Genomic DNA, 25,446 nt, shown 5'->3' on the forward strand with positions numbered 1-25,446 from the left:
CATGGATGCGATGCGACTGCTGGTCCGATAGTTGCTATCTAAAGCAGTAACACCTTATCTCGTCCACGCATACAGAAGGAGCAAGTCAGTGAACAAGCCCGCCATAAAGACGCTATCGATCGCCGTGCTGCTGTGCTTTTCCGCAGTGCTGTCGGCTGCGCCAGACGACACCACCAAGCCCGCGGCGCCAGCCAGCAGCAAGGCATGGGCATACACCACGCCGCAGCAGCCATCCGCGCCCATCGTCAAATTGAAAAGCTGGGTGCGCACGCCGGTCGACGCCTTCGTGCTGGCCAAGCTGGAGGAAAAAGGCCTGAAGCCGTCGCCGGACGCGGACCGCGCCACCTTCATCCGCCGCGCCACGCTCGACACCTGGGGCCTGATCCCGACGCCGGAGGAAGTGCACGCCTTCGTCAACGACAAGTCGCCGGACGCCTACGAGAAGCTGGCCGACCGCCTGCTGTCATCGCCGCACTATGGCGAACGCCAGGCGCGCCGCTGGCTGGACCTGGCGCGCTACGCCGACAGCGCCGGCTTCCAGAACGACACCACGCGTCCGAACAACTACCGCTATCGCGACTACGTCATCAACGGCTTCAACGCCGACAAGCCGTTCGACCGCTTCATCAAGGAACAGCTGGCAGGCGACGAGCTGTGGCCGGACAGCCAGGAAGCGAAGATCGCCACCGGTTTCCTGGCCGGCTATCCGGACAACTCAAACTCGCGCGACCTGGTGCAGCGCAAATACCAGATCGCCACCGACATGACGGACCTGGTGGGAGAGACCTTTCTGGCCGCCACCGTCGGCTGCGCGCGCTGCCACAACCACAAGGCGGACAAGGTCACGCAGAAAGAGTACTTCCAGCTGCAGGCCTTCTTCGCCAACACCAGCTTCGACGAGAAGGCGCCCGCCATCAAGGGTGAGGCCGAACTGGCGTATGAGAAGCAGCAGGCCGCCTACCGCGAAGCGACCAAGGATATCCGCACGCAGCAGAAGGCCATCCTCGACACCATCCGCACGGTGGCCGTCAAATATCATAAGGAGCGCTACCTGACCGACAGCCGCGAGGCGATCTTCAAGCCGGAATCCGAATGGACGGCGATGGACCGCTGGGTTAACTTCCGCCTGAAGTCCGTCAGCACCGAGCAGGACGTGGTGGCCTACCTGAAGCTGACCGCCGAAGACAAGGACAGCGCCGACTTCACCCCGGCCAACGTCGACAAGTGGAAGCAGTACCAGAAGCTGACCGCGGACCTGAAAAAGTTCGAGAAGCTGAAGCCCGAAAAAGGCAGCCTGACGCTGACCACCGCCACCGAACTGGGTCACGCCGATGCGCCGGCCACCTTCGTGCGCTTCGGCGGCGTGCATGAGCGTCCGACAGAAGAAGTGCAGCCGGCGCTGCCGGCGCTGTGGGCCGGCGCCAACGCCAAGGTGGAAATCAAGCCTACCGCCACATCGTCGGGCCGCCGCACCGCGCTGGCCAACTGGCTGGCCAGTCCGGAGAACCCGCTGACGGCGCGCGTGTTCGTCAACCGCGTGTGGAGCCAGTACTTCGCCAACGGCATCGTCGCCACGGTGGCGGACTTCGGCCGCGCAGGCCAGAAGCCCACGCATCCCGAACTGCTGGACTACCTGGCCACCGACTTCGTCAAGCAGGGCTGGAGCGTCAAGAAGCTGCACCGCCAGATCCTGCTGTCGAGCGTCTATCGCCAGTCCTCCAGCCAGCGTGACGATGTGCTGAAGGTCGATCCGGACAACAAGCTGCTGGCGGTCTACCCGCGCAAGCGCCTGGAAGCCGAAGAGATCCGCGATTCGCTGCTGGCCGCCTCGGGCAAGCTGGAAGACAAGATCGGCGGCCCTGCTGTATTCCCGCCGGTGCCAACCAACTTCAACGCCGGCAACCTGTGGACGCCGTCCGCCGATCCGGCTGAGCAGAACCGCCGCAGCGTCTACGTGTTCGTGCGCCGCAGCGTGCCGTATCCGCTGATGCAGAGCTTCGACCTGGCCGACCCTTCGCACGCACACCACAAGCGCGATGTCACCACCACGCCGTTGCAGGCGCTGACGCTGTTCAACAGCGACGTGGTGTTCGGCTGGTCGCAGGCGCTGGCCGGCCGCGTGATCCGCGAGGCCGGCAAGGATGAATCGGCGCAGCTGAACCGGCTGTACGAGATCCTGTTTGCCCGCGCGCCGAACAAGTCGGAGAAGGCGGCGCTGAGGGACTTCCTCGACAAGGAAGAAAAAATCATCCTGGCCAAGAACGCGGAGGGCAAGTTCGAAATCGCCGTGCCGTCCGGCCTGAACGAGAAACAGCAAGTGAACCCGGTGCGGGCGGCGGCCTTCGTCGACCTGGTGCATGCGGTTTCCAACTCCAACGACTTTGCATACCGCTTCTAACACTACTAAAAAAGGACAGCACCATGAGCATCAATACACGTCGCGACTTCCTGCTTAAATCCGGCCTTGGCCTGGGCGCCGGCGCCCTCACCGGCGTACTGCCCGGCGGCGGCCTGCTGCACGCGGCCAGCGCTGCGGATTTGGCCAACCCTTTAGCCGACCCGCTGGCGCCGAAGCAGCCTAACTTCCCTGCCAAGGTCAAATCCGTCATCTGGCTGCACATGAACGGCGCACCGAGCACGTTGGACCTGTTCGACTACAAGCCGGACCTGATCAAGCTGGCGGGCCAGGACGTGCCGGCCTCCTTCCTGAAAGGGATCAAGACCAGCACCCAGGGCGGCGTCGGCAAGCTGTATGCCTCCAACCGCACCTGGAGCCAGCATGGCGACAGCGGCTCATGGTTCTCGGACCTGGTGCCCAACATCGCCACCCAGTCCGACAAGATCGCCTTCATCAAATCCAGCGTGACGGTGGGCGCCACCCACGACATCTCGATCCTCAAGCTGAACACCGGCGACCTGAGTCCCGGCCGTCCATCGCTGGGCGCGTGGGTCAGCTACGCACTGGGCTCGGCCAATCCCGACCTGCCGCCTTACGTGGTGCTCTACAACGGCAAGAGCGAGCCCAGCGCAGGCTCGGTCAACTGGAACTCCGGCTTCCTGCCGGCGGTGTACCAAGGCACGGCCTTCCGTCCCGGCGCGTCACCCATCCTGTACCTGGAGCGCCCGGAGCTGCGCACCGCGTCGCAGCAGCGCGCATCGCTGGACCTGCTCAAGCGCCTCAACAGCGAAGGCGCCGCGCGCTACTCGGCCGACACCGAGCTGAAAGCCCGCGTGCGCTCCTACGAACTGGCCGATCGCATGCAGGTCGCCGCGCCCGAAGCCGTGGACCTGACCAAGGAAAGCGACGCCACCAAGGAACTGTATGGCCTGAACGACGAGACCAGCGCCAGCTACGGCACCACGCTGCTGCGCGCGCGCCGGCTGGTGGAGCGCGGCGTGCGCTTCATCCAGGTGGTATCCGGCGCGCCGGACGGCCAGACCGAGATCACCAGCTGGGATGCGCACAGCGATCTGGAAAAGAACCACAGCGTCAACGCCCGCATGGTCGACAAGCCGATCGCCGGCCTGCTGGCGGACCTGGAGTCGCGAGGACTGCTCGAATCGACGCTGGTGGTGTGGACTTCGGAATTCGGCCGCACCTCCTACGGCCAAAGCGGCAACGGCCGCGACCACAACCCCTGGGGCTACACGCAGTGGGTGGCTGGCGGCGGCATCAAGGCCGGCAGCACCTATGGCGCGACCGACGAAATCGGCCTGCAAGTGGCGGACAAGGACAAGGCGGTCGACACCTACGACCTGCACGCGACGGTGCTGCAGCTGCTGGGCCTCGACCATCTGAAGACCACTTTCCTCAACAACGGCCGCTCGGAACGTCCGACTGTCGTCTACGGCAAAGTGATCAAAGAGCTGCTGGCCTGACCTTTCGATGCGTAAAGTCATTTTGTTATTTGGAGTCTCGATGGCGCTGTCGGCCGGTGTCCGGTCGGCGGAGGAGTTGAGCGTGGACCTGATGCAGTCGATTGAGGACACCAACAAAAGCCTGTCTTCGAATATCGCCCTCAGTAACAAGCAGGCCGCCACGGCGGATGCGAAGGAGCTGACGCAGATGTTTGCGCAAGTCGAGACCTTCTTCGACCACAAGGGCGATGCGAAGAACGCGGTGGACCTTGCGAAGCAGAGCAAGGACCTGTCGACGGAAATCGTCGGCTACGTGGCGGCCAATAATTTTGAATCGGCCACCACGGCAGCCACCACGCTGTCACGCACCTGCCGCACCTGCCACACGTTCTACAAGAAGGAGTAGCGTATTTACAGAGCATTGCAAGCGGCCACGCTGGTGTCGTTGCTGGTGCTGATTCCTGCTTCAGCCAGGCCGGGAGATCCGGTGATTGGCAAGGAAAAGGCGGACACCGAACGCTGCCTGGAATGCCACGGCGCCAGCGGCGAAGGCCAGGGCTTCAGCGTCGGCACGGACGGCAAGTTCGCCAAGTTGGGCGGTCAATACCCGGAGTACATCATCAAGCAGATACAGGATTTTCGCAGCGGTCGACGCAAGCATGAATTCATGAAGATGATGGCCACCGGGATCAGCGACGCCGACCTGGCCGACATCGCCGCCTACTTTGCCACGCTGCCGCCGATGCCGGCCAGGTCCGCGCCGCAGCCGGTATCGGCGGCAGCACAGCAGCTCTACGTGCAGGGCGATCCGGCGCGGCAGCTTCCCGCCTGCGCCAGCTGTCACGGTGAAGGCGGCAAGGGCTCGGCGGGTGTTGGCCCGGTCATCGGCGGCCAGGGCCAGCGTTATCTGGCGCAGCAGCTGCATGACTGGCGCAATGGAAGCCGCAACAACAGCGCCGGCGGCGTGATGAACCAACTGGCGGCGCCGCTCAGCGACGACGAGATCGAAGCGCTGGCGCGCTATGTATCCGAGATGTAGTCCACTAACCAAACAGGAGTACCAATGAAACGCACGTTAATCGCATCGCTGCTGGCGACTGTTGTCGCGCTACCGGCCACCGCCGCGCTCAAGGAGGGCGACGCGGCGCCGGCTTTCAAAGCGCAGGCATCGCAGGCCGGCAAGGCCTTCTCCTTCTCGCTCAAGGACGCGCTGAAGAAAGGGCCGGTGGTGGTGTACTTCTATCCGTCCGCCTTCACCGGGGGCTGCAATATCCAGGCGCATACCTTCGCCGTCAATCACGACAAATTCAGCGCCGCCGGTGCCACCGTGGTCGGCGTTTCGCTCGATAGTATCGCGCGGCTGAACGAGTTCTCCGCCGATCCGAACTACTGCGCCGGCAAATTCCCGGTGGCGGCCGATATCAACGGCGACATCGCCAAATCCTATGAACTGGCGATCCGCGAAATCGCCGCCGGCAAGAAGGACACGCGCGGCATCGAGATCGACCACGCCGCAGCCGAACGCACCACCTTCGTCATCACCCCGGACGGCCGGATCGCCGCCGCCGTGGGCGGCCTGACGCCGGAAGCCAATGTGGAGAAAGCACTGGCGGCGGTGCAGCAACTGGCCCAGCGGCTGGCCAAGAAATCCTGAAGAGCGAAACATGAACAAGATTTTTCAACCCGACGAAGGAAAGCAGATGACACAAAAACTCAAGAAAGCACTCAGCTCCACACTGGCGATTGCCCTCCTCGCCGGTTCCACCAGCGTGCTGGCGCAGCAGGCGCCGAAGCCGGAGAACCTGATCAAGTGGCGCCAGTCGGCGTTTCAGGTGGTGGCCTGGAACGCCGGCCGCATCAAGGCATCGGTCGAGGGGCAGTACAACAAGGACGAAGTGCAGCGGGCGGCCAATACCATTGCCGCCATCGCCAACTCCGGCCTGGGAGGCTTGTTCGCGGCAGGCACCGAGCAAGGCAAGGGCTGGCACGACACCAGCGCCAAGCCGGAGTTGTTCAAGGACGGCAAGCACTTCGCTGAACTTAGCGCCAACTTCGGCAAGGAGGCCACCGAGCTGGCGACCGTGGCCGGCGGCGGCGACGTCGCCGCCATCAAAGCCCAATTCGGCAAAGTACAACGTACCTGCAAATCCTGCCACGACGATTTCAAATCAAAAGACTGACCATGAACACTCATAAAACAACCCTGCTTTGCGGCGCCATCGCGGCGCTGTGCCTGTCCCATGCCGCGCTGGCGCAAACGCCCGCGCCCACGCAGCCGAACACCGCGCGCTCCACCGATCCGGCCAAGCCACTGAGCTTTTTCGTCACCAGCGAAGGACTGGGCAAAGGCGCGGACCTCGGCGGCCTGGCCGGCGCCGATGCACACTGCCAGAAGCTAGCCGAATCAGTCGGCGCGGGCAAGCAGACCTGGCGCGCATATCTGAGCACGCAGGCGGCGGACGGCAAACCGGCGATCAATGCGCGCGACCGCATCGGCAACGGGCCTTGGTTCAACACGCGCGGCGCCGTGGTGGCCCGCGACGTAGCACACCTGCATGGCGACACGCTGGACGCCGCCCGCATCGGCAACAACCTGACGCGCACCACCGTCTTCACCGAAAAGAACGAACCGGTGAAGGGAGCGGGCGACAAGCCGAACGAGCATGACATCATCACCGGCTCGCAGCCGGACGGCCGCGCCTTTACCGATGCAGCCGACCATACGTGCAAGAACTACACCAGCAGCGCCGCCGACGGTTCCACGCAACTGGGCCACTTCGACCGCACCGGCGGCGGCAATTCGTCCTGGAACGCTGCGCATCCTAGCCGTGGTTGCGGCCAGCCTAACCTGGTGGCCACCGGCGGCGCCGGCCTGCTCTACTGCTTCGCCGCCAACTAACGACGGCGAAGGGCATCGTGAGCTAGATTCCTAGCAGCAATTGCCTTCCGCCGGCGGCGCGGTCATGTTTCGGTCACACCACAGCACCAGAATTTCCGGCCTGTTCGATTGGCGTTCTGGTTGACATTGACTGCGCCAGCTCTACACTAAGGATGCAGTCAAAAAAACAATTCTGCTGCGCCGAGCCTTCAGAAATCCTGCCATGCCGGCGCCCTTACCACGGAGATAAAAACATGAAATACGTGCGTCTTTGCACCGCGTTTGCGATTTGCTGTGCCTCCACCCTGGCTACTGCGGCCACTCCCGTGGCGGATTCCTATGAGATGCTCAACGGCAATACCGGCAGCTATCATTACTGGGATGACACTTATTCGGGTGCTGGCTGCGTTACCTGCGACAACGCCAGCCTGAGCGGCGGCCTGGGCCAGCTGACCGACGGTATCGTCGCCAGCGACAACTGGTATGTCACCGAAGCGCCGGGCCATGGTCCGTATGTCGGCTGGACAATCGACCCCACCATCAAGTTCCACTTCAATGCGTCCACCACTGTCGACACCGTCAAGATCCATTTTGACGACGCCAATGGCGCTGGCGGCGTCAGCGCACCGGCCGCCGTCATCATCAACGGCAACACCTATGCCGTCGCCGACCCTGCCGGCAGTGCGCCCTTCTGGTTCACCGCCAACGGCGTCGGCTTCACCGGCAACGACCTGAACGTCACCTTCGTGCGCAACAACTCCTGGGTGTTCGCCAGCGAGGTGCAGTTCGCCAACGCCGTACCAGAACCGGAAACCTACGCCATGATGCTGGCCGGTATGGCCCTGATCGGCGTCGCTGCCCGCCGCCGCCGTTAAGCAAAAAATAGCGCAGGCGCGGCGCTATCGCCGCTGCGCCTGCGCTTCCGCTTTGGCGATGTTTTCCAAAATCGACCTTCCCATATCCGAATCCGCCGGTATCAGCGCCAGTATCTTCTTCCACGGTTTCACGGCAGCGGTATAGTCGCCGCGCTCCAGTGCCGCGCTTCCCGACAACGCCAACGCTTGAATATGATTCGGATCGATCGCCAGCGCGCGGGCGATCAGGGCTTCAGGTTCGCCGACCAGCGAAGAATTCAGCGTCATGCCCAGTACTACCGCGTAGTCCACCAGCAGTTCGGGATTTTCCGGCACCAGCGCGAGCAGATGACGATATGCGTCGGCGGCCTGGTCGAAGCGGCGCAGTGTTTCATCGGAGCGCGCCAGCATGCGCCAGCCATCCGCATCGTTCGGCTCCTTGGCGAGGCGTTGGGTCAGGCGGGCGACCATGCCTTCGATTTGTTCCGGGCCAACCACGACCTCGGGCGGCGGCTCCAGCCCCTTGGGATTGCCCAGCACCGCATACAGGGACGCCGCCAGTAGCGGCACCAGCAGCGCCACCAATATCACTGGCCATCGTTGGCGCGGCAGTGCCGCTCGCGCGGCGCCTCCCGCCTCACGGCGCCACAACGGAGGCAGTACAAACAGCAGACTGCAAACCAGCATGGCGCCGGCGATCAGGATAAAGCGTGTCATTCGTATTCCTCCGCTGCGAGCTCGCCTTCCGCAAGACCGCGTTGCCGTAATTGGTATAAGAGCGCCAGCAGACCGGCGGCAAGCAGCGCAAAAGGCCCAAGCCACAGCAGCCAGGTGGCGGCCTTGAACGGTGGCCGGTACAGCACAAAGTCGCCATAGCGCTGCACCATGAACTCAATCACGTCCTGTTCCGAACGGCCTTGGGCCAACTGGACGCGCGCTTCCTTCTTCAGGTCCAGCGCCAGTTGGGCGTGCGAGTCGGCGATGGTCTGGTTCTGGCAAACCAGGCACCTGAGCTGCTCGGCCACATGCTGGATACGCAGCTCCAAAGCTGCATCGGCGGCAGAAGGCGCTGCTTGCGCAAGCAACGGCCACGCCACGACGAGGCAAGCCAGCTGGCGGCGCAGCTCAGGCATGATTGAGCTCCTGGATGATGGGCAGCAGTTTCTCGCGTATCAGCTCCGATGTCAGCGGGCCGGTAAGCTTCAGCCGTATTTGCCCTTGCTTGTCAATGACGAAGGTCTCCGGCACGCCGTAGACGCCGAACTCGATACCGGTCTTGCCGTCGCCGTCAAAGGCGGATACCTGGTAGGGATTGCCAAACTCCTTCAGCCACTTCTGGCTGTCGCCGCGCGCATCGTTGTAGTTCAGCCCCACGACCGGCGCCGCAGCCAGTCGGGAAAACTCCAGCAATACGGGATGCTCGGCGCGGCATGGTGCGCACCACGACGCCCAGACATTCAGCACCCAGACCTTGCCTTCCATGTCCTTCGAATTGAAGTTGCGCCCCGCGTCCTCGACCTGCGGCAGCGAGAACACCGGCGCGCGCTTGCCGATCAACGGCGACGGTATCTCCTGGGGCTTGAGACGCAGGCCTATGCCCAGGAAGACCAGTAGTATCAGGAAGCCGCCCAGCGGCAGTATGTATCGTTTCATCTTCGCTCCGGGTTAAATGGGAATCGCTGTGGCGGGTGGCAAGGCTGTCGCCTGCCGCGCCAGCCGGTAACGTTTGTCGGATGCGGCCAACAAGCCGCCGGCGGCGATAATCAGGCAGCCGGCCCAGATCCAACCGACAAACGGCTTGCGCTGCATGCGCACCGCCCAGGCACCGTCATCGGATGGTTCGCCCAGCGACAGGTAGATGTCGCGTGTAAAGCCGCGATCGATGGCCGCCTCCGTCATCGGCATTTGCTGCACCGTGTAGTAGCGCTTTTCCGGATGCAGTGTCAGTGCCTGGCCATCCCCGACGCGCACCTCGAAGGTTGCGCGGGCAGCGATATAGTTCGGGCCATCGACCTTCTCCAACGCGGTAAAGCTGTAGCGCCAACCGCTGCTGACGATGCTGTCGCCGACCCGCATGCTGGCGTCCTCGGAGACCTCGCCCCCCTTGACCAGCGTGACGCCAACCACGAACACCGCCACGCCCGCGTGCGCGGCCAACATGCCCCAGTAGCTCAACGGCTGCTTGCCCAGATGGTGTCCAAGCGTGGCGCCCTGCCCGGCCGCCGCAACGCGCTGGTACAGATGCAGTGCCGTGCCGAGCAAAATCCACACCGCCAGCATCAAGCCGCCCGCCACGGCGGGTGTCATCTTCCAGGCCAGCCAGGCCGCCAGGCCAAACAGCAGCGACGTCTGCGCGATACGCGACAGCCGCGCCAGCACCGGCCGCAGAGCCGCCGACTTCCATTCGACGAAAGGCGCAGCTGCCATCAAGACCAGCACCGGCAGCATCAGCGGCACAAACACCGACTCGAAGTACGGCGCACCCACCGATATCTTGCCCAGGTCCAGCGCATCCAGGAACAAGGGATACAAAGTACCCAGCAGGACTGTCGCCGCCGCCGTCAGCAACAGCACGTTATTCAGCAACAGCAGCGATTCGCGCGAGAACAGCGCGAAGCGTCCGCCCAGCCCCACCGACGGCGCGCGCCACGCGTACAGCGCCAGCGAGCCGCCGATGACGATCGCCAGGAAGACAAGGATGAACAAGCCGCGACGTGGATCGGTTGCAAACGCATGCACCGATGTCAGCACGCCCGAGCGCACCAGGAAGGTTCCCAGCAGCGACAGCGAGAACGCGACGATTGCCAGCAGCACGGTCCAGTTCTTGAAGCTGCCGCGCTTCTCCGTCACCGCCAGCGAGTGGATCAAGGCCGTGCCGACCAGCCAAGGCATGAAGGAGGCGTTTTCCACCGCGTCCCAGAACCACCAGCCGCCCCAGCCCAGTTCATAGTAGGCCCAGAAGCTGCCCATGAAGATGCCCAGCGTGAGGAAGGCCCATGCCACCAGCGTCCAGGGCCGCGACCAGCGCGCCCAGGCCGCGTCCAGTTTGCCGCTCAGCAGCGCCGCGACGGCAAACCCGAACGCCACCGAAAAGCCGACGTAGCCCATGTACAGCAAAGGCGGATGGATGATCATGCCAAAGTCCTGCAACAGCGGATTGAGATCGCGGCCGTCGCGGGCGGCGGGCAGCAGGCGGTCGAACGGATTGGAAGTGAACAGCATGAAGAGCAGGAAGCCGATGCTGATCCACGCCATCACGGCCAGCACACGCGCGGTCATCGCGGCGGGCAGGCGGCGGCTGAATGCCGTCACCGCGGCGGTCCACACGGCCAGTATCTGCACCCACAGCAGCAGCGATCCCTCATGGCCGCCCCACACGGCCGCCACGCGATAGTAAAGCGGCAGCATGGAATTGGAGTTGGACGCCACATAGGCGACCGAGAAGTCGTTGCCGATAAACGCGGCCAGCAGGCAGCCGAAGGCGAAGCTGACAAACACGAACTGGCCGGCCGCCGCCGGCCGCGCCAGCGCGATCCAGCGCTGCTTGCCGCGCCAGGCGCCAAGCACCGGCAGGCTGCCCTGTACCAGCGCCAGGCACAGGGCCAGCATCAGCGCGAAGTTACCCAGTTCGGCGATCATTTGTCCACCTTGGCGGTTTGCCTGCCTTTTTTCAACGCGTAAGCGGCGTCCGGCGGCATGTAGTTTTCATCGTGCTTGGCAAGGACTTCGTCGGCCACGAAGCGGTGGTCGTCGCCCAGCTTTCCCTGTGCGACCACGCCTTTGCCTTCCTTGAACAGGTCCGGCAGGATGCCGCGATAATGCACCGGCAGGCGCTGCACGGTATCGGTGACGATGAAGCTGACGGTGATGCCGTCCGCCTCGCGCTTCAGGCTGTCCGGTTCGACCATGCCGCCCATGCGGAAGCTCTTGTTGCGCGGCGCTTCGCCAGCCAGCACCTGGCTGGGAGTGAAGAAGAAGACTAGGTTTTTCTGGAAGGCCGACAGTATCAGCCATGCCGCCACCAGCAGCGCGCTCAGTGCCGCAGCCAGCAGCACCAGGCGCTGTTGACGGCGCGTCATGAGCGTTCTCCCGCCACGCGCGCGGCCTTGAGCGCGGCGCGGTGACGCAATGCCAGCGCGACCTGCTCGCCGATCAGCGCCGCCGCAACGACGGCGAACGAACCCCATACGTACTTCGCATATCCACCCATCGCGATCAAATCGCTCCAGCTATCCCAAATCATCGTTGCTCCGTGATGTAACGTTGTACCCATTCCGTGTGCCGTTCGCGTTCCAGCACGATGGCGCGTAGTCTTTGCAGCGTGGCGGCGATGGCATAGGCCCACAACGCCAGCGTCATGATCAGCATCCCTTGCAGCATCAGCGTTGCCATCGTCGGCGCGCTGCGCAGCGACACCGACGAACCCTGGTGCAGCGTGTTCCACCACCGGACGGAAAAATAAATCACCGGCACGTTGACTACGCCCACCAACGCCAGCACAGCGCCGGCGCGGTCGGCGCGGCGCGGATCGGATATCGCCGCTTGCAGCGCCATGAAGCCGATATAGAGGAACAGCAGGATCAGCTCCGACGTCAGGCGCGCATCCCACACCCACCACGCGCCCCACGTCGGCTTGCCCCACAGCGCGCCGGTCCACAAGGCCAGGAAGGTGAACAAGGCACCGGTTGGTGCCAGTGCGCTGGCCATCATCGACGACAGCCGCGTATTCAGCACCAGCCCGACGGCGGCCCAAAAGGCCATCGCCAGATAGATCAGCATCGACAGCCACGCCGCTGGAACGTGGACGAAGATGATGCGGTAGGCGTCGCCCTGCTGGAAGTCGGTGGGCGCGGCGAACAGGCCGATATACAGGCCCGCCGCCGACAGCAGCACTGCGGTGGCCAGCAGCCACGGTATCAGCCTGCCAGCCACCGGGAAGAAGGCTTGCGGCGCGGCGTAGCGCAGCCAGCTGACGGTGCGCTGCTGCTCGGCGCCAGTGGTGTAGGAGGTTCGGATGCTCAGCACAATGGTGTTCCTTTTTCAGTCATTCCAACGAAATTCGCAGCGCCGATGCGGTGGCCCACGGTGCCAGCGCCGCAGCGCCGGCCAGCAGTGCGCCCAACAGCAGCAGGTTGGCCTCGGCCGTGCTGCTGCCGGCATCGGCCACTGCGGCGCCGGCGCCGAAAATCAGCACCGGCGCATACAGCGGCAACACCAGCAAGGCCACCAGCACGCCGCCGCCGCGCACGTCCAGCGTGAGCGCCGCGCCGATGGCGCCTACCAGGCTCAGTGCCGGTGTGCCGACCAGCAGGCTAAGCGCCAGCGCCGTCGTCGCCTCCCCGCTCAAGCCGAACTGCAAGGCCAGTACAGGCGTCAGCAACACCAGCGGCAGGCCGCTGACCAGCCAGTGCGCGACCACCTTGCCGGCCACGATCAGCACCAGCGGCTCGGACGACAGCAGCATCTGCTCCAGCGTGCCGTCAGCGTGATCCAGGCCAAACAGGCGGTTCAGCGCCAGCGTGCTGGCCAGCAGCGCCGCTACCCACAGCACGCCGGGGCCCAGTGTTCGCAGCAGTTCCGGCTCCGGCCCCACGCCCAGCGGGAACAGGGCGCAGACGATGACGAAGAACGTCAGCGTGCTCAAAATGTCGGTGCGGCGGCGGAACGCCAGCAGCAGGTCGCGCCGTATCACATACGTCAGCGCGTTCAGCATGGCAGCAACCGATCCAGGTCGAACTGCTCCAGACGCCGCGCCTGCAGCGCCTGCGCCTGGTGCGTGGTGTAGACCAGCATCCCCCCGTCCGCCAGGTGCCGGTTCAGCGTGCGGCACAAGGCCTGCACCGCCGTCTGGTCCAGCGCGACGAACGGTTCATCCAGCAGCAGCAAGGGTGGCAGCGGATCGATCGCCAGCCGCGCCAGCGCCACCCGGCGCCGCTGCCCCTGCGACAGCGCGCGCGCCGGCAGATCCGCCGCGCGGCCCAGGCCCACGCTGACCAGCGCCACCACGGCCTGCTCACGGCTGCACGCGGTGCCGGACAAGGTGCTGGCGGCCGCCACGTTCTCCCACGCCGACAGGTCGTCCTTGACGGCGCTGGCGTGACCGCAGTAGATCAACTGGCGGTGATAGTCTTCGCGCAGCTGCTGGATGGGATGGCCGTTCCAGCGCACCTCACCCGCCAGCGGTCGTCCCAGGCCGCACAACAATCGCAGCAGGCTGGTTTTGCCGCTGCCGTTGCCGCCCTTGAGCCACAAGGCCTCGCCGCTTTGCAGCTCGAAATTCAGATCGCTGAACAGCTGCCGCTCGCCGCGCGCGCACGCCAGCCTGTGCGCCTGCAGACGCATGGTCGCGGCCTCCATCAATGCTGCAGCAGTTCGCCGTGGCCGGCCGCGCCGCCCACCGCGCCCAACTCGCCCGCCGTCTCGAAGCCGATCAGGCCAAAGCGCTTCAGGTGAGTGCGCAGGATGTTGCGACTGATGCCCAGCACACGCGCCGTCTGTACCTGGTTGCGATGGCAGGTGTCGAAGGCGGTACGCACCACGCCTTCCTCGAAGCGATCGAACAGGTCCGGCTGGTCGCTGTCGATCATGCTGTTGACCAGCGCGGAAAGCTGCTGCTGGAAGGTGTCTGCATCGGGACGCGGCGGCGCGGACGGCGCCTGCCGCGCGTGATGACTGTGATGGCGGTGCGAGATGCCGGTCAGCTTCAGGTCTTCGGCCTGGATCTGGTTGTCGCGGCAGACGATCAGCGCGAAGTGGATGACGTTTTCCAGTTCGCGGATATTGCCCGGCCATTCGTAGGCCAGCAGCGCCGTCCTGGCATCCGCCGCGATCGTCACGCCCTCCAGATTGAGCTTGCCGCTATAGACGTCGATGAAGTGACGCGCCAGCGGCAGGATGTCGCCGGTGCGTTCGCTCAGCGGCGGCAGGTGCACGGTCGCCACGCCGAGGCGGTAGTACAAGTCCGAGCGGAAGCGGTCGGCCGCTATCGCCTTGTGCAGGTCGACGTTGGTGGCCGCCACCAGCCGCACGTTCAGCGGGATAGGCTGGCGCGCGCCGAGGCGCACCACCTGCCGTTCCTGCAGCACGCGCAGCAGCTTCACTTGCAGCGCCAGCGACAGGTCGCCGATCTCGTCGAGGAACAGGGTGCCGCCGTTGGCCGCTTCGAACCAGCCGGAGCGCGCCTGCGTGGCGCCGGTGAAGGCGCCGGCCTCGTGGCCGAACAGCTCCGCGTCGATCAGCGATTCGCTGAAGGCGCCGCAGTTGACGGCGACGAAGGGACCGCGCCGCCCGCTCTGCGTATGGATGTGGCGCGCGATCAGCTCCTTGCCGGTGCCGGTCTCGCCGATGATCAACGTCGTGGCGTCGCTGCGCGCGATGCGCTCCACTTGCTGCAACAGCTCCGACGAGCGCGGATCGTGAAACAGCATGGCCTTGGCGCGGATCGACAAGGTCATCCCGGACTGGTCGGGGAAGGTCAGTAGTTTGTCCACGGCGATTCCTGTTATTGTTGAGGAGTTAAGCCAGCGTAAGGCGAATTTGTTGCGGTGCACACGAATCATTACGTACATCTAAATTCACATTCTGGATAACGACACACGCCGCCTACTGTGGAGTGGCGCGGCTTGGGGGAAGAACGTAAAATATTTTCGTGCGTAGTGTTGTAACCTGTCACAAAACCGGATGCCGTCGCGTCTAAGCTCGACGACCACTACTTTTACCTGCCATGACCGAGACCACCTCCTCCGCCGAACTGGCCACCTTCGCCGCGCTGCGCCCGCGGCTGTTCTCCATCGCCTACCGCATGCTCGGCACGCGCGCCGACGCCGAGGATGTGGTGCAGGACGCCTGGCTGCGCTGGCACGGCAGCGAACAGCAGGCGGTGCAATCGGCCGAGGCCTGGCTGGTGACCATCACCACCCGTCTCGCCATCGACCGCCTGCGCTCGCGCATGGCGGAGCGCGAGTCCTATGTCGGCTGGTGGCTGCCGGAACCCATCGTCGAACTGGACGAGCGCACGCCGGAGAGCAGCGCGGAGATGGCGAGCGAGGTGTCGATGGCCTTCCTGTGGGTGCTGGAGCGCTTGTCGCCGGAGGAGCGCGCGGCCTTCCTGATGCGGCAGGTGTTCGACCAGGATTACGCGGATATCGCGGGCATGCTGGGCAAGAGCGAGTCGACCTGCCGGCAGATGGTGCACCGCGCGCAGGAACGCGTGCAGCAGCAGAAGCCGCGCTTCGACGTGCCGAAGGAGCAGCATCGCGATTTGCTGGTCAAGTTCATGGAGGCGGCCAAGGTCGGCGACCGCGCGGCCATGAAGGCGATGATGGTCGGCGACGTGCAGCTGGTGGCCGACGGCGGCGGCAAGGTCAACTCCTATCTGCACATCCTGCACGGCGCCGGTCGCGTGGCCGGGTCGTACTGGTCGCTGGAGCATCAGAATCCGAACAAGGTCGACTACCGGCAGGCGCGCGTCAACGGCGTGCCGGGACTGGTGCGCTACGTGGATGGCAAGCTGGAATCGGCGCAGTCCTTCCAGGTGGAGGATGGCCGCATCGCCGCGATCTTCATCGTGCGTAATCCGGACAAGCTGACCGGCGTGCCGCAATTTATTTGAGATTTTTTTAAAAAAGCTGTCACAGAACGCGAAGCCGGGGCGTCTTACAGGTATGAAGGGCGCAATGGTGTGCCCTCCCACTGACTGAAAGGCGCCATCATGAACCACTCCGCACGCATTCCATTCTTCCAACTGGCACCGGCCAACCTGCACGCGATGATCGCGCTGTCCGGCACCGTCAAGAAAAGTTCGCTGGGCGCACGCCTGGTGGAGCTGATCAACCTGCGCGTATCGCAGATCAACGGCTGCGGCATGTGCATCGACATGCACTGGCGTGATCTGATCAAGCAGGAAGCCAATCCGCGTCATCTGAACGCCGTCGCCGGCTGGCGCGAAGCGCCGTTCTTCAGCGACCGCGAACGCGCTGCGCTGAACTGGGCCGAGGCGGCCAATGCGATCCCTCACAGCCATCCAAGCGACGAGGATTTCGCCCTGCTGCAGCAGCATTTCACCGAAAACGAAATCGCCGAGATCAGCTACACCATCGCCGTGATCAAGGGTTGGAACACCATCAACGCCAGCCTGCGCAACCAGATCCCGGAAGTACCGGCACCTGGCATGTAAGTTCTCAGTGCTGGAGGACTTGCGCGACCACGGCGCAGACGTGGTCGACGTCCTCCATGGTCATCGCCGCGTGCAGCGGCAGGGTGACGGTTTCGCGCGCGATGCGTTCGGCGTTGGGGAATTGGCCGTCGGTGTAGCCGTAGCTGCGGCCGACGGTGGTCAGGTGGCAGGCTTCGTACGACATGCCGGTGCCGACGCCCTGCTCCTGCAAGGCGGCGCGGAAGCTCTTGCGCGTGTGGCCGAACTGTTCGTAGGGGATCAGCACGTTGAACATGTTCCAGCTCTGGCGCGGCACGCCTTGCGGCGGCAGCACGACGCCGGGCACCTTCGGGAATTTTTCGAAGTAGCGTTCTACCAGAGCGGCGCGCTGCGCCAGGAAGCGCGGCAGCTGCTTGAGTTGATGGACGCCGATCACCGCCGACACATCGGACATATTGAATTTGCCGGCGGCGACGGCGACATCGCGCGTGTCGTCCGGCAGGCGCTGGATGCCGTGGAAGCGCAGCAGGTCCACCAGTTTGGCTTCGTCCTCGCTGGCGACGACGATGGCGCCGCCTTCGATGGTGGTCATGTTTTTATTCGGGTGGAAGCTGAAGGTGGCGATGTCGCCGAAGCCGCCCACCGGTTGGTCTTTCCAGTACGAGCCTTGCACCAGCGCGGCGTCTTCGATCACGCGCAGCTGGTGGCGCTTGGCCAGCGCGTACAAGGCGTCGATGTCGTCCAGCGCCAGCAATAGGATTAAAAATAAAGCCCCGCCAAGTTTACGCCTGACGAGGCTTTATTTTTAATCCAGTGGTGGAGACGGCGGGAATCGAACCCTTATCTCAGGACTTTCTTCCGAATCAGATACAGTGAGTGAAGTCAACGCGAATAAACATGCTCTGGAGCACGCCCGGGCTTCTCCCTCACATGGCGATAACCGCGTAACAGATTGAACCTATATACGTAAACCTGAGGTCATCCGCCCAGCCAAGATTAATTTCAGAACTCACTTAGCGAAGAGTAGGCACGCATCTATTAAAGCTAAAGGCACTGGTGTCATCAAAACGTAGATCGCTGCTAAAGCAGGAGCAATTGCAAGTAAACTAAAAATAGCGAACGTCCATCCCAAGACGCAATATTGAACTTTAATATTTCGTTTCGCGTCTTGAACAGGCGCTTGCAGTTTTTTCGGAAATGCCCCTTCGCTGTACTGTCCAAATATAAAATCAAAACTTGATCGTATCCTTTTCACTTGCAGCCATTGATTTCCCAATATCCCCAAAAATATTATGGATACAGTTACCATGCCTGCGAAGCCAATCCAAAACTCTTCAAGGTTAGATGCTTTCCGCAATAATAGTATCGCGGCAAAGGATACGGGAAGAGCTAATAATTTTCCGGCTATATCACCTAGCACTGCGCTCAATTTCGTCGCATGGTCCACCTGCGCGGCGGCTATCTCCTTGCGAACTTTTTCAAAGGAATATTGATGGACGAAAGCGAGGAAATTGTGCCAGTAATCTTTCAAGACTGATCGCCATTGTTTGACCAGAACTCCAAACATCTCATCCTTATCTTCCACATTAGACATCAGCTCAGCGATCGCCGCGCGCATAATGCTGCGGCGCTCTTCCATATTCAACTTATCTTTTTTATCCTTGGAAACCATCAGCTCAAGCAAGCGTAAATGATACAAGTCCGAATTGAGCAATTGCTCATCGATATTGACGACGATCCCAATAGTCTTAGTCGGAGACTTTCCGTCTGCGGAAACGACAAAAAGAAGACGATTCTCGCCATCATCTTGTGACTTAGCGTCACCGCCCTCGGCGGCCAAGAGCGACAGAGCATCAATGAAGCGAGTCAACTTTGCTAAAGCATCAATGCGTGGATTTGGCTGTGGATCGCCACTATAGTAATCCAGATCGACAATGTAATAGTTTTCAGGGAACTTTCCGAAGTTCAGTGAAGGAGAAGTTGAAATAAATCTTCCTAGGTCGGGATAAAATCGTCCACTTTCGGATCCAGGCAACCTGAACTTTAACTCACACTGATCATTTTCGCACTGGTAGTATTCAATATAACCGTATTCATCCGAGATATTTTTAACCGACTTCACAAGTTCTGATTGTGCAGCAGTCATCGGTCCGACGTATTCGAATGAATTCCCTTCGACTTTCGGCATTCCCAACAATCTATAAAGGTCCACCACGAGATTAAACATCAAATCTTCCGAAGCGCAAGCTCGGCCTCAATCTCTTTTATAGTTTCCGGTGCCACATCACTAAATGTAAGAGTTTTCTTCTTGGCATCAAAATAGATCACAGAATTCTTGGTATCACCAAGAAGCTGCCTTTCAAACTGCATACTCCAATCGCCAGTCTCTGCTCTTATCCGAGTGTTCTTCACCAAAGTGGTTTTGTGTACCCGAAAAGCAGCTGGGACCTTAACCTCTTCACTATTTAAATATACTCGTAACGTCTCTACAATTTCTTCCTGTCTTTCTTTGAGAAATCCAGTCGCGCAATATGCGATATCACTTAATTTGGCGTCATGCCCCGACTCCAACTGCTTATGCAGATAGTTCGTGACAGCGTTGCGTGCTGAAATAGCCCCCTGATTCACCGGACACAGCCTATGCGCTATTCTTACGGATAGGAATAGGACTGTGCATATGACTAGGAACAAGCAAACAATCGAGGTTGTAACGATTAGCCAGGAGCGCCGCAGGCGCTGGTCAGCCGATGAGAAGGCGGCGCTGGTGCGCGAGACATACGAGCCAGGCATGACCGTCTCGCTGGTCGCCCGCAAGCACGGCGTCGGCGCCAGCCAGCTGTTCAACTGGCGCAAGCTGGAGCGCGAAGGCGCGCTCACAGCGGTCTCTGCAGGTGAATCGGTGGTGCCGGCAAGCGAGCTGGCTGCGGCCCGCGCCCAGATCGCCCAGCTGCAACGGATGCTGGGTAAGAAGACGATGGAAGCGGAGATCCTGAAGGAGGCAGTCGAGTTCGCTCGCGAAAAAAAGTGGATTGCGCGCTCGCCCTTGTTAGACAAGGACGGCCAGTAAAGGCGGTCTGTTCGGCACTGGGCGTGGCGCGCTCGAATGTATGCACCAGGGCGGCGCGCCCGACCGACTGGGTTGACGGCCGTACCGTGCAGACGTTCCACCAGCCTGCCGACGCCATCTTGGTCGACGCGGTGCGCGCCGAAATCACGGCACTGCCGACTTACGGCTATCGCAGGGCGGGTGCCTTGGTGAATCGAACACGTGCTTTGATGGGCCTGCAGTCGATCAACCACAAGCGATTTTATCGGGTAATGAAGGAGCACCGCCTGTTGCTGCCGAAGGCGCCTAAACGCCGCGTCAGCAACCGCGTTCACGACGGCGTCGTGGCCGTGGCCGAGCCGAATCAGCGCTGGTGTTCGGACGGATTCGAGATCGCTTGCGACAATGGAGAGGTGGTCACAGGTGTGTTCATGAAGGACTGCTGTGATCGCGAAATCATTGCGTGGCGTGCCTGGGCTGAACGTGGCTTGCCTGGCGAGCCAGTACGCGACATGTTGGTGGAAGCGGTCGAGGCTCGGTTTGGCCAGGCCAGCATCGGCTCTGCGAAGCTGGAATTCTTGAGCGACAATGGCGGCGCCTACCGGGCCCATGAAACGCATGCTCTGGTGCGCGCATTGGGCTTGGAGCCGATTCATACACCAGTGTGCAGCCCGCAGTCGAACGGGATCGCCGAGAGCTTCGTGAACACGTTTAAACGGGACTACGTCAGCCTGATGGACCGCAGCAATGCCAAAGTCGTTCTCGCTCAACTGCCAGACGCTTTTTTGCATTTCAATGAGGTTCATCCGCACTCGTCGTTGAAGTTGAAATCGCCTCGCTTGTTCAGGAGGGAGCTGGCGCGCCGGGCTCAGGAAAGCGGCGCTAACTAAGCGATAAGCTGTGTCCGGTTATACGGGGGCAAGATCACGTGCCTGAGTCCGATATTGTCGGAGATCGCCTTTAAAAAACTCATTCACAGCGGTGATCACATTGCTAGTGGCGCGCGATGAGGGGAGCCCTTTGGTACAGCCTAGCGCTAGGACAAAATAACCTGCAGCGGCATTTTCAGACTTAGCGCCCAAAAAAGATAGATAGGTTCGATCTTCGGCAGGAACATCAGCCTCTTCGATTGGAGGAGGCAGGTCACTTACCTCGTCATACCGAGTTATGTTTATTCTGGCAGCTTGATGCACATGCGTAATGTCTACTTCAACTATCGACTTCGGCACAAAATTATTATCAAGTTGAATACCATCGCGTTCTTTGATCATTGCCAGCAGAAAGAATGGCTTTGATTCGCTTAAATATGCAGCGACCAATATGTGTCCGCCAGTCGCTAGAGACTGTAGCACGGCTTGTCCAGCAAGCTGGTCCACTGCAGCATGGCTGATAGCGAGAAAAGCAGCGGCGGTTGCGCGTTGAGCGTCGTCCGCGCGCTTTAATGCCTCCTTCTCTTCCCCAAGCGGAACAATTTGCTCTGCCAGCCTAGCTCCGTCGCCTCGTATCAAATTGTATGCAGAGAAATCGTTAGGGAATGTACCCTGCCGCATGTCCGTGCCGAATTGACCATAGCTGAGGATATTTCCAGGTTTTCCCAAGATGCCGTTTACACTGGTCACCAAGTGTACAACTGCAGCATTCGTTGTCGGAAGTAGGACTTGTTTCTTCGTGACGGGACCGAGCACCGTTTGATTTTTCAACTTAACTATCTTGTGAATGATCGCGTGCGTAAGTTCGAGACCCATAAATATCCTATAAGAAATATAAGACCATTATGATTCGATTGTTATTTTTAGGCAACACTCCAGTTCCAAATCTTCGGAAACTTCTGTGGCGATAACACAACCAGTCGTGAATAGCACACGTGGGCGCCTGCTATCAATGTAGGCCGCTTGTTTGGTCCGCCCAGCAGGAATTCAACTCTTATCTGAGGATTTGTAATCAAAGCTTGAGGACGTGCGCGACCACGGCGCAGACGTGCTCAACGTCTTCCGGCGTCATCGCCGCGTGCAGCGGCAGGGTGACGGTCTCGCGCGCGATGCGTTCGGCATTGGGGAACTGGCCGTCGGTGTAGCCGTAGCTGCGGCCGACGGAGGTCAGGTGGCAGGCTTCGTACGACATGCCCGTGCCGACGCCCTGCTCCTGCAAGGCGGCGCGGAAACTCTTGCGCGTGTGGCCGAACTGTTCGTAGGGGATCAGCAGGTTGAACATATTCCAGCTCTGGCGCGGCACGCCTTGCGGCGGCAGCACGACGCCGGGCACCTGCGGGAATTTTTCGAAGTAGCGTTCGACCAGAGCGGCGCGCTGCGCCAGGAAGCGCGGCAGCTGCTTGAGTTGATGGATGCCGATCACCGCCGACACATCGGACATATTGAATTTGCCGGCGGCGACGGCGACGTCACGCGTGTCGTCCGGCAGGCGCTTGATGCCGTGGAAGCGCAGCAGGTCCACCAGTTTGGCTTCGTCCTCGCTGGCGACGACGATGGCGCCGCCTTCGATGGTGGTCATGTTCTTATTCGGGTGGAAGCTGAAGGTGGCGATGTCGCCGAAGCCTCCAATCGGCTGGTCTTTCCAGTACGAGCCTTGCACCAGCGCGGCGTCTTCGATCACGCGCAGCTGGTGGCGCTTGGCCAGCGCGTACAAGGCGTCGATGTCCCCCAGCGCGCCGGGGAAGTGGGTCGGCATGATGGCCTTGGTGCGCGGCGTGATGGCCTCCTCCACTTGCGCCAGGTCGATGGAGCGGGTGTGCAGCTCGCAATCGACGAACACCGGCGTGGCCCCGACCTTGACGATCATGTTCATCGCGGAGAAGAAGCTTTGCGCGGAGGTGATCACCTCGTCGCCGGGACCGATGCCGCAGACTTGCAGCGCGATCTCCATCGCGCCCGTGGCCGACGTCAGCACGCGCGTTGGGCGGCCGTTGAAGCTTTCCGATAAGGCGCGTTCAAGTTCGGTCACATTGGGGCCGGTGGCGATCCAGTTCGAGCGCAGCACAGCGGCTACGGCCTGAATGGTGTCTTCATCGAGTTGGGGTTGGGCGAATTTGAGCATGCGGGGATTCTACCAGTGCATCGCTATCGCTGTGCTTGCCGGGACAAGGTCTTCACATGAACTGAGAAGAGATTGCCTCCAGTCGTCAAGATGCCGGTGTCACGATAGATCAGATTTTTCCTGCACCGTACATAAACCCGCAGCCGAAAAAGCTGCGGGTTTATTCCGTGTGAAAAATATTATTTCTGATTGGCTTTACCATAAAACTCAATAACTAAGGCACCTGCTGCATCCTTCACTTTTGCAACTTCACCTGCAGTAGAGGCGCGAATTAGTTTTTGAACAGTCTTATGTTTAATTTGCGAATCAATTAGGTTCAATTTTTTAACTAGTGCGATCCAATTTGCATTAGGCCGATCATCACTTAGCTTTGATAGTATCCTTATATCCCCTGGCAATACTTGATTTAAGTAATATTGCCAACGATCCAAGCTTAACTGGGTGAGCAATCGATCCGCATCGGAATGAGCAGCTCTAGAAATTCCATAACGATTTCCTAGACATACACAAAGTAAAGCAGTTGCACAAGCAGGAAGCGCAGGAGTAGGTATGGTCGTTCCAAGCTTAGCTAAATTATTAACGGGAGCGGCCTCATTATAAAAATTATTGAATTCCTCATGCGCTTTTATTACCGCTTCCGCTGCTTTAATAAAAGTCTCACTACGAAGATTTTCAGGAACGAAATCGAAACCATGTACTTTCAAGAGTGCGCTTTTTAAACCGCTTACCGCTATAGATTTTCCATTTGCGTATGCATCTGCGTAAGTTATACCAACTTGCCACCGCTCAGTATCTCTAAGTTTTTCCCAAATCACCGGGAGTAAAGTATTGATATTAGCAAGAACGTGTTCTAATTGTGCACCAATATTACGTTTCGCCGCACTCATCAAAACATTTATTGTCAGCTTACAGAAGAAATATGGCGATCCTTTTAGCATTTCAACATGTGGATCTTCAGCAGATAAAGTTTCACCTTCCAAAGCGTCACGGAACTCAACAAATTTCTTTGCAACCTCTACTTTAGGACGACCAAGTACTCCTTTAATACATGCCTTTAAGGCTGAGAGAGCTTCGGTTTCGTCTATATCTTCCAAATCGCTTTCATTTGGATTTAATTGCGAAAAATGAGTTACGATTTCATAAGTATGTTGTAGTCTTAGTGTATCGGTAGAAGAAACAACGCCAAGCTCTCCGGCCAACCGAATTGCATCACGCGTCGTTAATATGTCATCTATATCACTATCTTCGTCAACATCGGATCGTCCGAGCATCTCTCCTAACAAACCAACGCCAACTGTAGAAAGTTCCTTCTTTAAAGCAGTTACAGTTTTCCCCCAGAGATAAGTCATTCCCATCTCATAGTGTTCCGACTCAAAAGCAGAAACTATCTGCTTCCGATCTTTAGGACTTAATTGTGCAGCGAAGACAGCTATCTGAGTAGCTGTCTTCGCTTCCTTAGGAATTAGCTGTCCACTATCTGGCTGCCAAAGAACTAATTCACTAGACATGCTCTGCTCCTTTAAACTCAGTCCAACCATCTTGCGACTGCATAAACGCTGCGGCCAAACCAGATCCGACTTTACCTTGCATCGCAGCAAACGCACGACGCCGAGCGCCACCCACAACGGCACTGTCTTGTTTTACTTTTACAAAACAGTTATATGCTAAAAGCCTGCCTTTGTCGTCAAACAAAATAATTCCATCGGAATTCAGCATTCCTTTCAATAGCGATCCTTTATTTGTCAGTACAGTAGGATCAATATCGCCTTTCTTAAGTTGGCGAACGAAGTCAGAGAAGTCGATCGGGTTATCCAGAATAACTCCGTCACTAGCAAGAAACTCAGGGATCTTCTTCATATTCGTAACCGCGATCAAACAGCCATGCGATTCACGCAAAGCAGTAAATAGTAATTTCTTTAGAAAACTAGTCAAAGCTTCTTTAACATCTGATGAAGCATTTATTACCACAGCTGCGACAAGCTTCTCAAGATACTGAAGTGGCGGCGGCGAGTCATCTTTACGATGGTCGAGGAAAACATGATGGAATTCACCGTTATTCGCACGTATTTCCACACACGACTCCGCCACGTTAAACACCTTGACAATTAGAAGAGGGCGAGTTCCCACGAGAAGAATATCATCAATCGCTACTGACAGCGGATTTCCTGACCCGCGAAACACACCGAACTCTATCCCGTTTGAATCCTGCAAGTAAATTGACCAACCATCAGTTGCTAGTGGTGCAGTTTTTTTCAAGGCGTCTTTGATGCCGCGTGCATCTGCGGTCGAAACGCCGATCTTGAGTCGTTCCCCATCAGGCAGCATTGCAGTCAAAGCATCAATGCTACTTGTCACGTAGACCTGCGGGATAAGTCGTACTCCTTCTTCTGTGTAGCGAGAGAGGGATACGATCATCTCAACAAGATTGATCGGATTGCCAAACAGGCCAAGATTGCACGCTGCGCAGAACTCAGCAACCCCGCCAAGCAGCTGAGTGCGGAAAGTGATATTTGTCGCCATGTGGTTGCCTGAAGGAATTCTTCCCGTTGAAATTAGTGCTAGCATTTTAGCATCAATTCTCCTTGCGCAACTGTTCTCTGCGCTG

28 protein-coding genes are annotated in these 25,446 nt (G+C 60.0%); 11 read left to right on the plus strand and 17 right to left on the minus strand.

Translation table 11 applies throughout. The features are described from left to right. Positions 1 to 88 precede the first annotated feature (88 nt). From ACEN9O_RS01005 to ACEN9O_RS01040, 8 genes are all read left to right on the plus strand, one after another. On the plus strand, positions 89 to 2,398 hold the full coding sequence (locus ACEN9O_RS01005) for a DUF1549 and DUF1553 domain-containing protein (protein WP_495615810.1): 2,310 nt from the start codon (positions 89 to 91) through the stop codon (positions 2,396 to 2,398). Between the two features lie 23 nt (positions 2,399 to 2,421). Further along, on the plus strand, positions 2,422 to 3,879 hold the full coding sequence (locus ACEN9O_RS01010; protein ID WP_495615811.1) for a DUF1501 domain-containing protein: 1,458 nt from the start codon (positions 2,422 to 2,424) through the stop codon (positions 3,877 to 3,879). 7 nt (positions 3,880 to 3,886) lie between these two features. Then, positions 3,887 to 4,264, plus strand: a complete 378-nt coding sequence (locus ACEN9O_RS01015; RefSeq protein WP_495615812.1) for a hypothetical protein — start codon at positions 3,887 to 3,889, stop codon at positions 4,262 to 4,264. Between the two features lie 81 nt (positions 4,265 to 4,345). Next, a complete protein-coding gene (locus tag ACEN9O_RS01020) occupies positions 4,346 to 4,897 on the plus strand; it encodes a c-type cytochrome (protein WP_495615813.1) in 552 nt (183 codons plus the stop codon). Between the two features lie 24 nt (positions 4,898 to 4,921). Further along, positions 4,922 to 5,512 carry a peroxiredoxin gene (locus ACEN9O_RS01025; protein ID WP_495615814.1) on the plus strand — a complete coding sequence of 197 codons (591 nt, stop codon included), beginning with the start codon at positions 4,922 to 4,924 and terminating at the stop codon, positions 5,510 to 5,512. A 46-nt stretch (positions 5,513 to 5,558) separates the two neighbouring features. After that, entirely contained in the window at positions 5,559 to 6,038 is a 480-nt protein-coding gene (locus ACEN9O_RS01030; protein ID WP_495615815.1) for a c-type cytochrome, read from the plus strand. 2 nt (positions 6,039 to 6,040) lie between these two features. Further along, positions 6,041 to 6,757: a lectin gene (locus ACEN9O_RS01035; protein WP_495615816.1), complete on the plus strand. Its 717-nt coding sequence runs from the start codon at positions 6,041 to 6,043 to the stop codon at positions 6,755 to 6,757. 305 nt (positions 6,758 to 7,062) lie between these two features. Continuing rightward, entirely contained in the window at positions 7,063 to 7,611 is a 549-nt protein-coding gene (locus ACEN9O_RS01040) for an FxDxF family PEP-CTERM protein (protein ID WP_495615817.1), read from the plus strand. 24 nt (positions 7,612 to 7,635) lie between these two features. Here the strand turns inward: ACEN9O_RS01040 and ACEN9O_RS01045 are convergent, their stop codons facing one another. Genes ACEN9O_RS01045 through ACEN9O_RS01090 form a run of 10 tightly spaced genes read right to left on the minus strand, consistent with a single transcriptional unit; the run spans position 7,636 to position 15,080 of the window. Next, complete coding sequence (locus tag ACEN9O_RS01045; protein WP_495615818.1) at positions 7,636 to 8,307, minus strand: tetratricopeptide repeat protein; 672 nt, start codon at positions 8,305 to 8,307, stop codon at positions 7,636 to 7,638. Further along, entirely contained in the window at positions 8,304 to 8,723 is a 420-nt protein-coding gene (locus ACEN9O_RS01050) for a cytochrome c-type biogenesis protein (RefSeq protein WP_495615819.1), read from the minus strand. Before ACEN9O_RS01050 ends, ACEN9O_RS01045 begins: the two co-directional genes overlap by 4 nt. Next, positions 8,716 to 9,243 (minus strand): DsbE family thiol:disulfide interchange protein, encoded by a 528-nt coding sequence (locus ACEN9O_RS01055; RefSeq protein ID WP_495615820.1) that lies wholly within the window; start codon positions 9,241 to 9,243, stop codon positions 8,716 to 8,718. Before ACEN9O_RS01055 ends, ACEN9O_RS01050 begins: the two co-directional genes overlap by 8 nt. Before the next feature lie 12 nt (positions 9,244 to 9,255). Continuing rightward, positions 9,256 to 11,229: a heme lyase CcmF/NrfE family subunit gene (locus ACEN9O_RS01060; protein WP_495615821.1), complete on the minus strand. Its 1,974-nt coding sequence runs from the start codon at positions 11,227 to 11,229 to the stop codon at positions 9,256 to 9,258. Further along, positions 11,226 to 11,669, minus strand: coding sequence for a cytochrome c maturation protein CcmE (ccmE, locus tag ACEN9O_RS01065; RefSeq protein WP_495615822.1), 444 nt, complete (start codon positions 11,667 to 11,669; stop codon positions 11,226 to 11,228). Before ccmE ends, ACEN9O_RS01060 begins: the two co-directional genes overlap by 4 nt. Further along, positions 11,666 to 11,833 carry a heme exporter protein CcmD gene (gene ccmD / locus ACEN9O_RS01070; protein ID WP_495615823.1) on the minus strand — a complete coding sequence of 56 codons (168 nt, stop codon included), beginning with the start codon at positions 11,831 to 11,833 and terminating at the stop codon, positions 11,666 to 11,668. The genes ccmE and ccmD overlap by 4 nt, the downstream gene beginning before the upstream one ends. Further along, positions 11,830 to 12,606, minus strand: a complete 777-nt coding sequence (ccmC, locus tag ACEN9O_RS01075) for a heme ABC transporter permease CcmC (RefSeq protein WP_495618410.1) — start codon at positions 12,604 to 12,606, stop codon at positions 11,830 to 11,832. The genes ccmD and ccmC overlap by 4 nt, the downstream gene beginning before the upstream one ends. A gap of 28 nt (positions 12,607 to 12,634) precedes the next feature. Beyond that, entirely contained in the window at positions 12,635 to 13,303 is a 669-nt protein-coding gene (gene ccmB, locus ACEN9O_RS01080) for a heme exporter protein CcmB (RefSeq protein WP_495615824.1), read from the minus strand. Further along, entirely contained in the window at positions 13,297 to 13,947 is a 651-nt protein-coding gene (gene ccmA / locus ACEN9O_RS01085; protein ID WP_495615825.1) for a cytochrome c biogenesis heme-transporting ATPase CcmA, read from the minus strand. The genes ccmB and ccmA overlap by 7 nt, the downstream gene beginning before the upstream one ends. Continuing rightward, positions 13,947 to 15,080, minus strand: a complete 1,134-nt coding sequence (locus tag ACEN9O_RS01090) for a sigma-54 interaction domain-containing protein (protein WP_495615826.1) — start codon at positions 15,078 to 15,080, stop codon at positions 13,947 to 13,949. Before ACEN9O_RS01090 ends, ccmA begins: the two co-directional genes overlap by 1 nt. Positions 15,081 to 15,313: 233 nt before the next feature. Between ACEN9O_RS01090 and ACEN9O_RS01095 the strand changes: the two genes are divergently transcribed. Together ACEN9O_RS01095 and ACEN9O_RS01100 are read left to right on the plus strand one after the other, a co-directional pair. Further along, a complete protein-coding gene (locus tag ACEN9O_RS01095; protein WP_495615827.1) occupies positions 15,314 to 16,201 on the plus strand; it encodes an RNA polymerase sigma-70 factor in 888 nt (295 codons plus the stop codon). 99 nt (positions 16,202 to 16,300) lie between these two features. After that, entirely contained in the window at positions 16,301 to 16,765 is a 465-nt protein-coding gene (locus tag ACEN9O_RS01100) for a carboxymuconolactone decarboxylase family protein (RefSeq protein ID WP_495615828.1), read from the plus strand. Positions 16,766 to 16,769: 4 nt separating this feature from the next. Here ACEN9O_RS01100 and ACEN9O_RS01105 read toward each other — a convergent pair whose 3' ends face one another. From ACEN9O_RS01105 to ACEN9O_RS01115, 3 genes are all read right to left on the minus strand, one after another. Further along, complete coding sequence (locus ACEN9O_RS01105) at positions 16,770 to 17,498, minus strand: DegT/DnrJ/EryC1/StrS family aminotransferase (protein ID WP_495615829.1); 729 nt, start codon at positions 17,496 to 17,498, stop codon at positions 16,770 to 16,772. Positions 17,499 to 17,753: 255 nt separating this feature from the next. Beyond that, positions 17,754 to 18,971, minus strand: coding sequence for a hypothetical protein (locus ACEN9O_RS01110; RefSeq protein WP_495615830.1), 1,218 nt, complete (start codon positions 18,969 to 18,971; stop codon positions 17,754 to 17,756). Next, entirely contained in the window at positions 18,971 to 19,372 is a 402-nt protein-coding gene (locus ACEN9O_RS01115) for a nucleoid-associated protein (RefSeq protein WP_495615831.1), read from the minus strand. The genes ACEN9O_RS01110 and ACEN9O_RS01115 overlap by 1 nt, the downstream gene beginning before the upstream one ends. 49 nt (positions 19,373 to 19,421) lie before the next feature. On the opposite strand from ACEN9O_RS01115, the gene ACEN9O_RS01120 reads away from it, so the two are divergent. After that, a protein-coding gene (locus ACEN9O_RS01120; protein ID WP_495613664.1) for an IS3 family transposase occupies positions 19,422 to 20,680 on the plus strand; the annotation gives its coding sequence in 2 pieces (ribosomal slippage) (positions 19,422 to 19,770 and positions 19,770 to 20,680; 1,260 coding nt in all). A gap of 18 nt (positions 20,681 to 20,698) precedes the next feature. Here ACEN9O_RS01120 and ACEN9O_RS01125 read toward each other — a convergent pair. The 4 genes from ACEN9O_RS01125 to ACEN9O_RS01140 all read right to left on the minus strand — a co-directional run bounded on the left by ACEN9O_RS01125 (position 20,699) and on the right by ACEN9O_RS01140 (position 25,361). Then, a complete protein-coding gene (locus tag ACEN9O_RS01125; protein WP_495615832.1) occupies positions 20,699 to 21,535 on the minus strand; it encodes a nucleoid-associated protein in 837 nt (278 codons plus the stop codon). Between the two features lie 196 nt (positions 21,536 to 21,731). Beyond that, positions 21,732 to 22,841 carry a DegT/DnrJ/EryC1/StrS family aminotransferase gene (locus ACEN9O_RS01130; protein ID WP_495615833.1) on the minus strand — a complete coding sequence of 370 codons (1,110 nt, stop codon included), beginning with the start codon at positions 22,839 to 22,841 and terminating at the stop codon, positions 21,732 to 21,734. A 179-nt stretch (positions 22,842 to 23,020) separates the two neighbouring features. Then, positions 23,021 to 24,349: a hypothetical protein gene (locus tag ACEN9O_RS01135; protein ID WP_495615834.1), complete on the minus strand. Its 1,329-nt coding sequence runs from the start codon at positions 24,347 to 24,349 to the stop codon at positions 23,021 to 23,023. After that, a complete protein-coding gene (locus ACEN9O_RS01140; protein WP_495615835.1) occupies positions 24,342 to 25,361 on the minus strand; it encodes a hypothetical protein in 1,020 nt (339 codons plus the stop codon). Before ACEN9O_RS01140 ends, ACEN9O_RS01135 begins: the two co-directional genes overlap by 8 nt. Between the last annotated feature and the right edge of the window lie 85 nt (positions 25,362 to 25,446).

The sequence above is a fragment of the Duganella sp. Dugasp78 genome, from assembly GCF_059491455.1.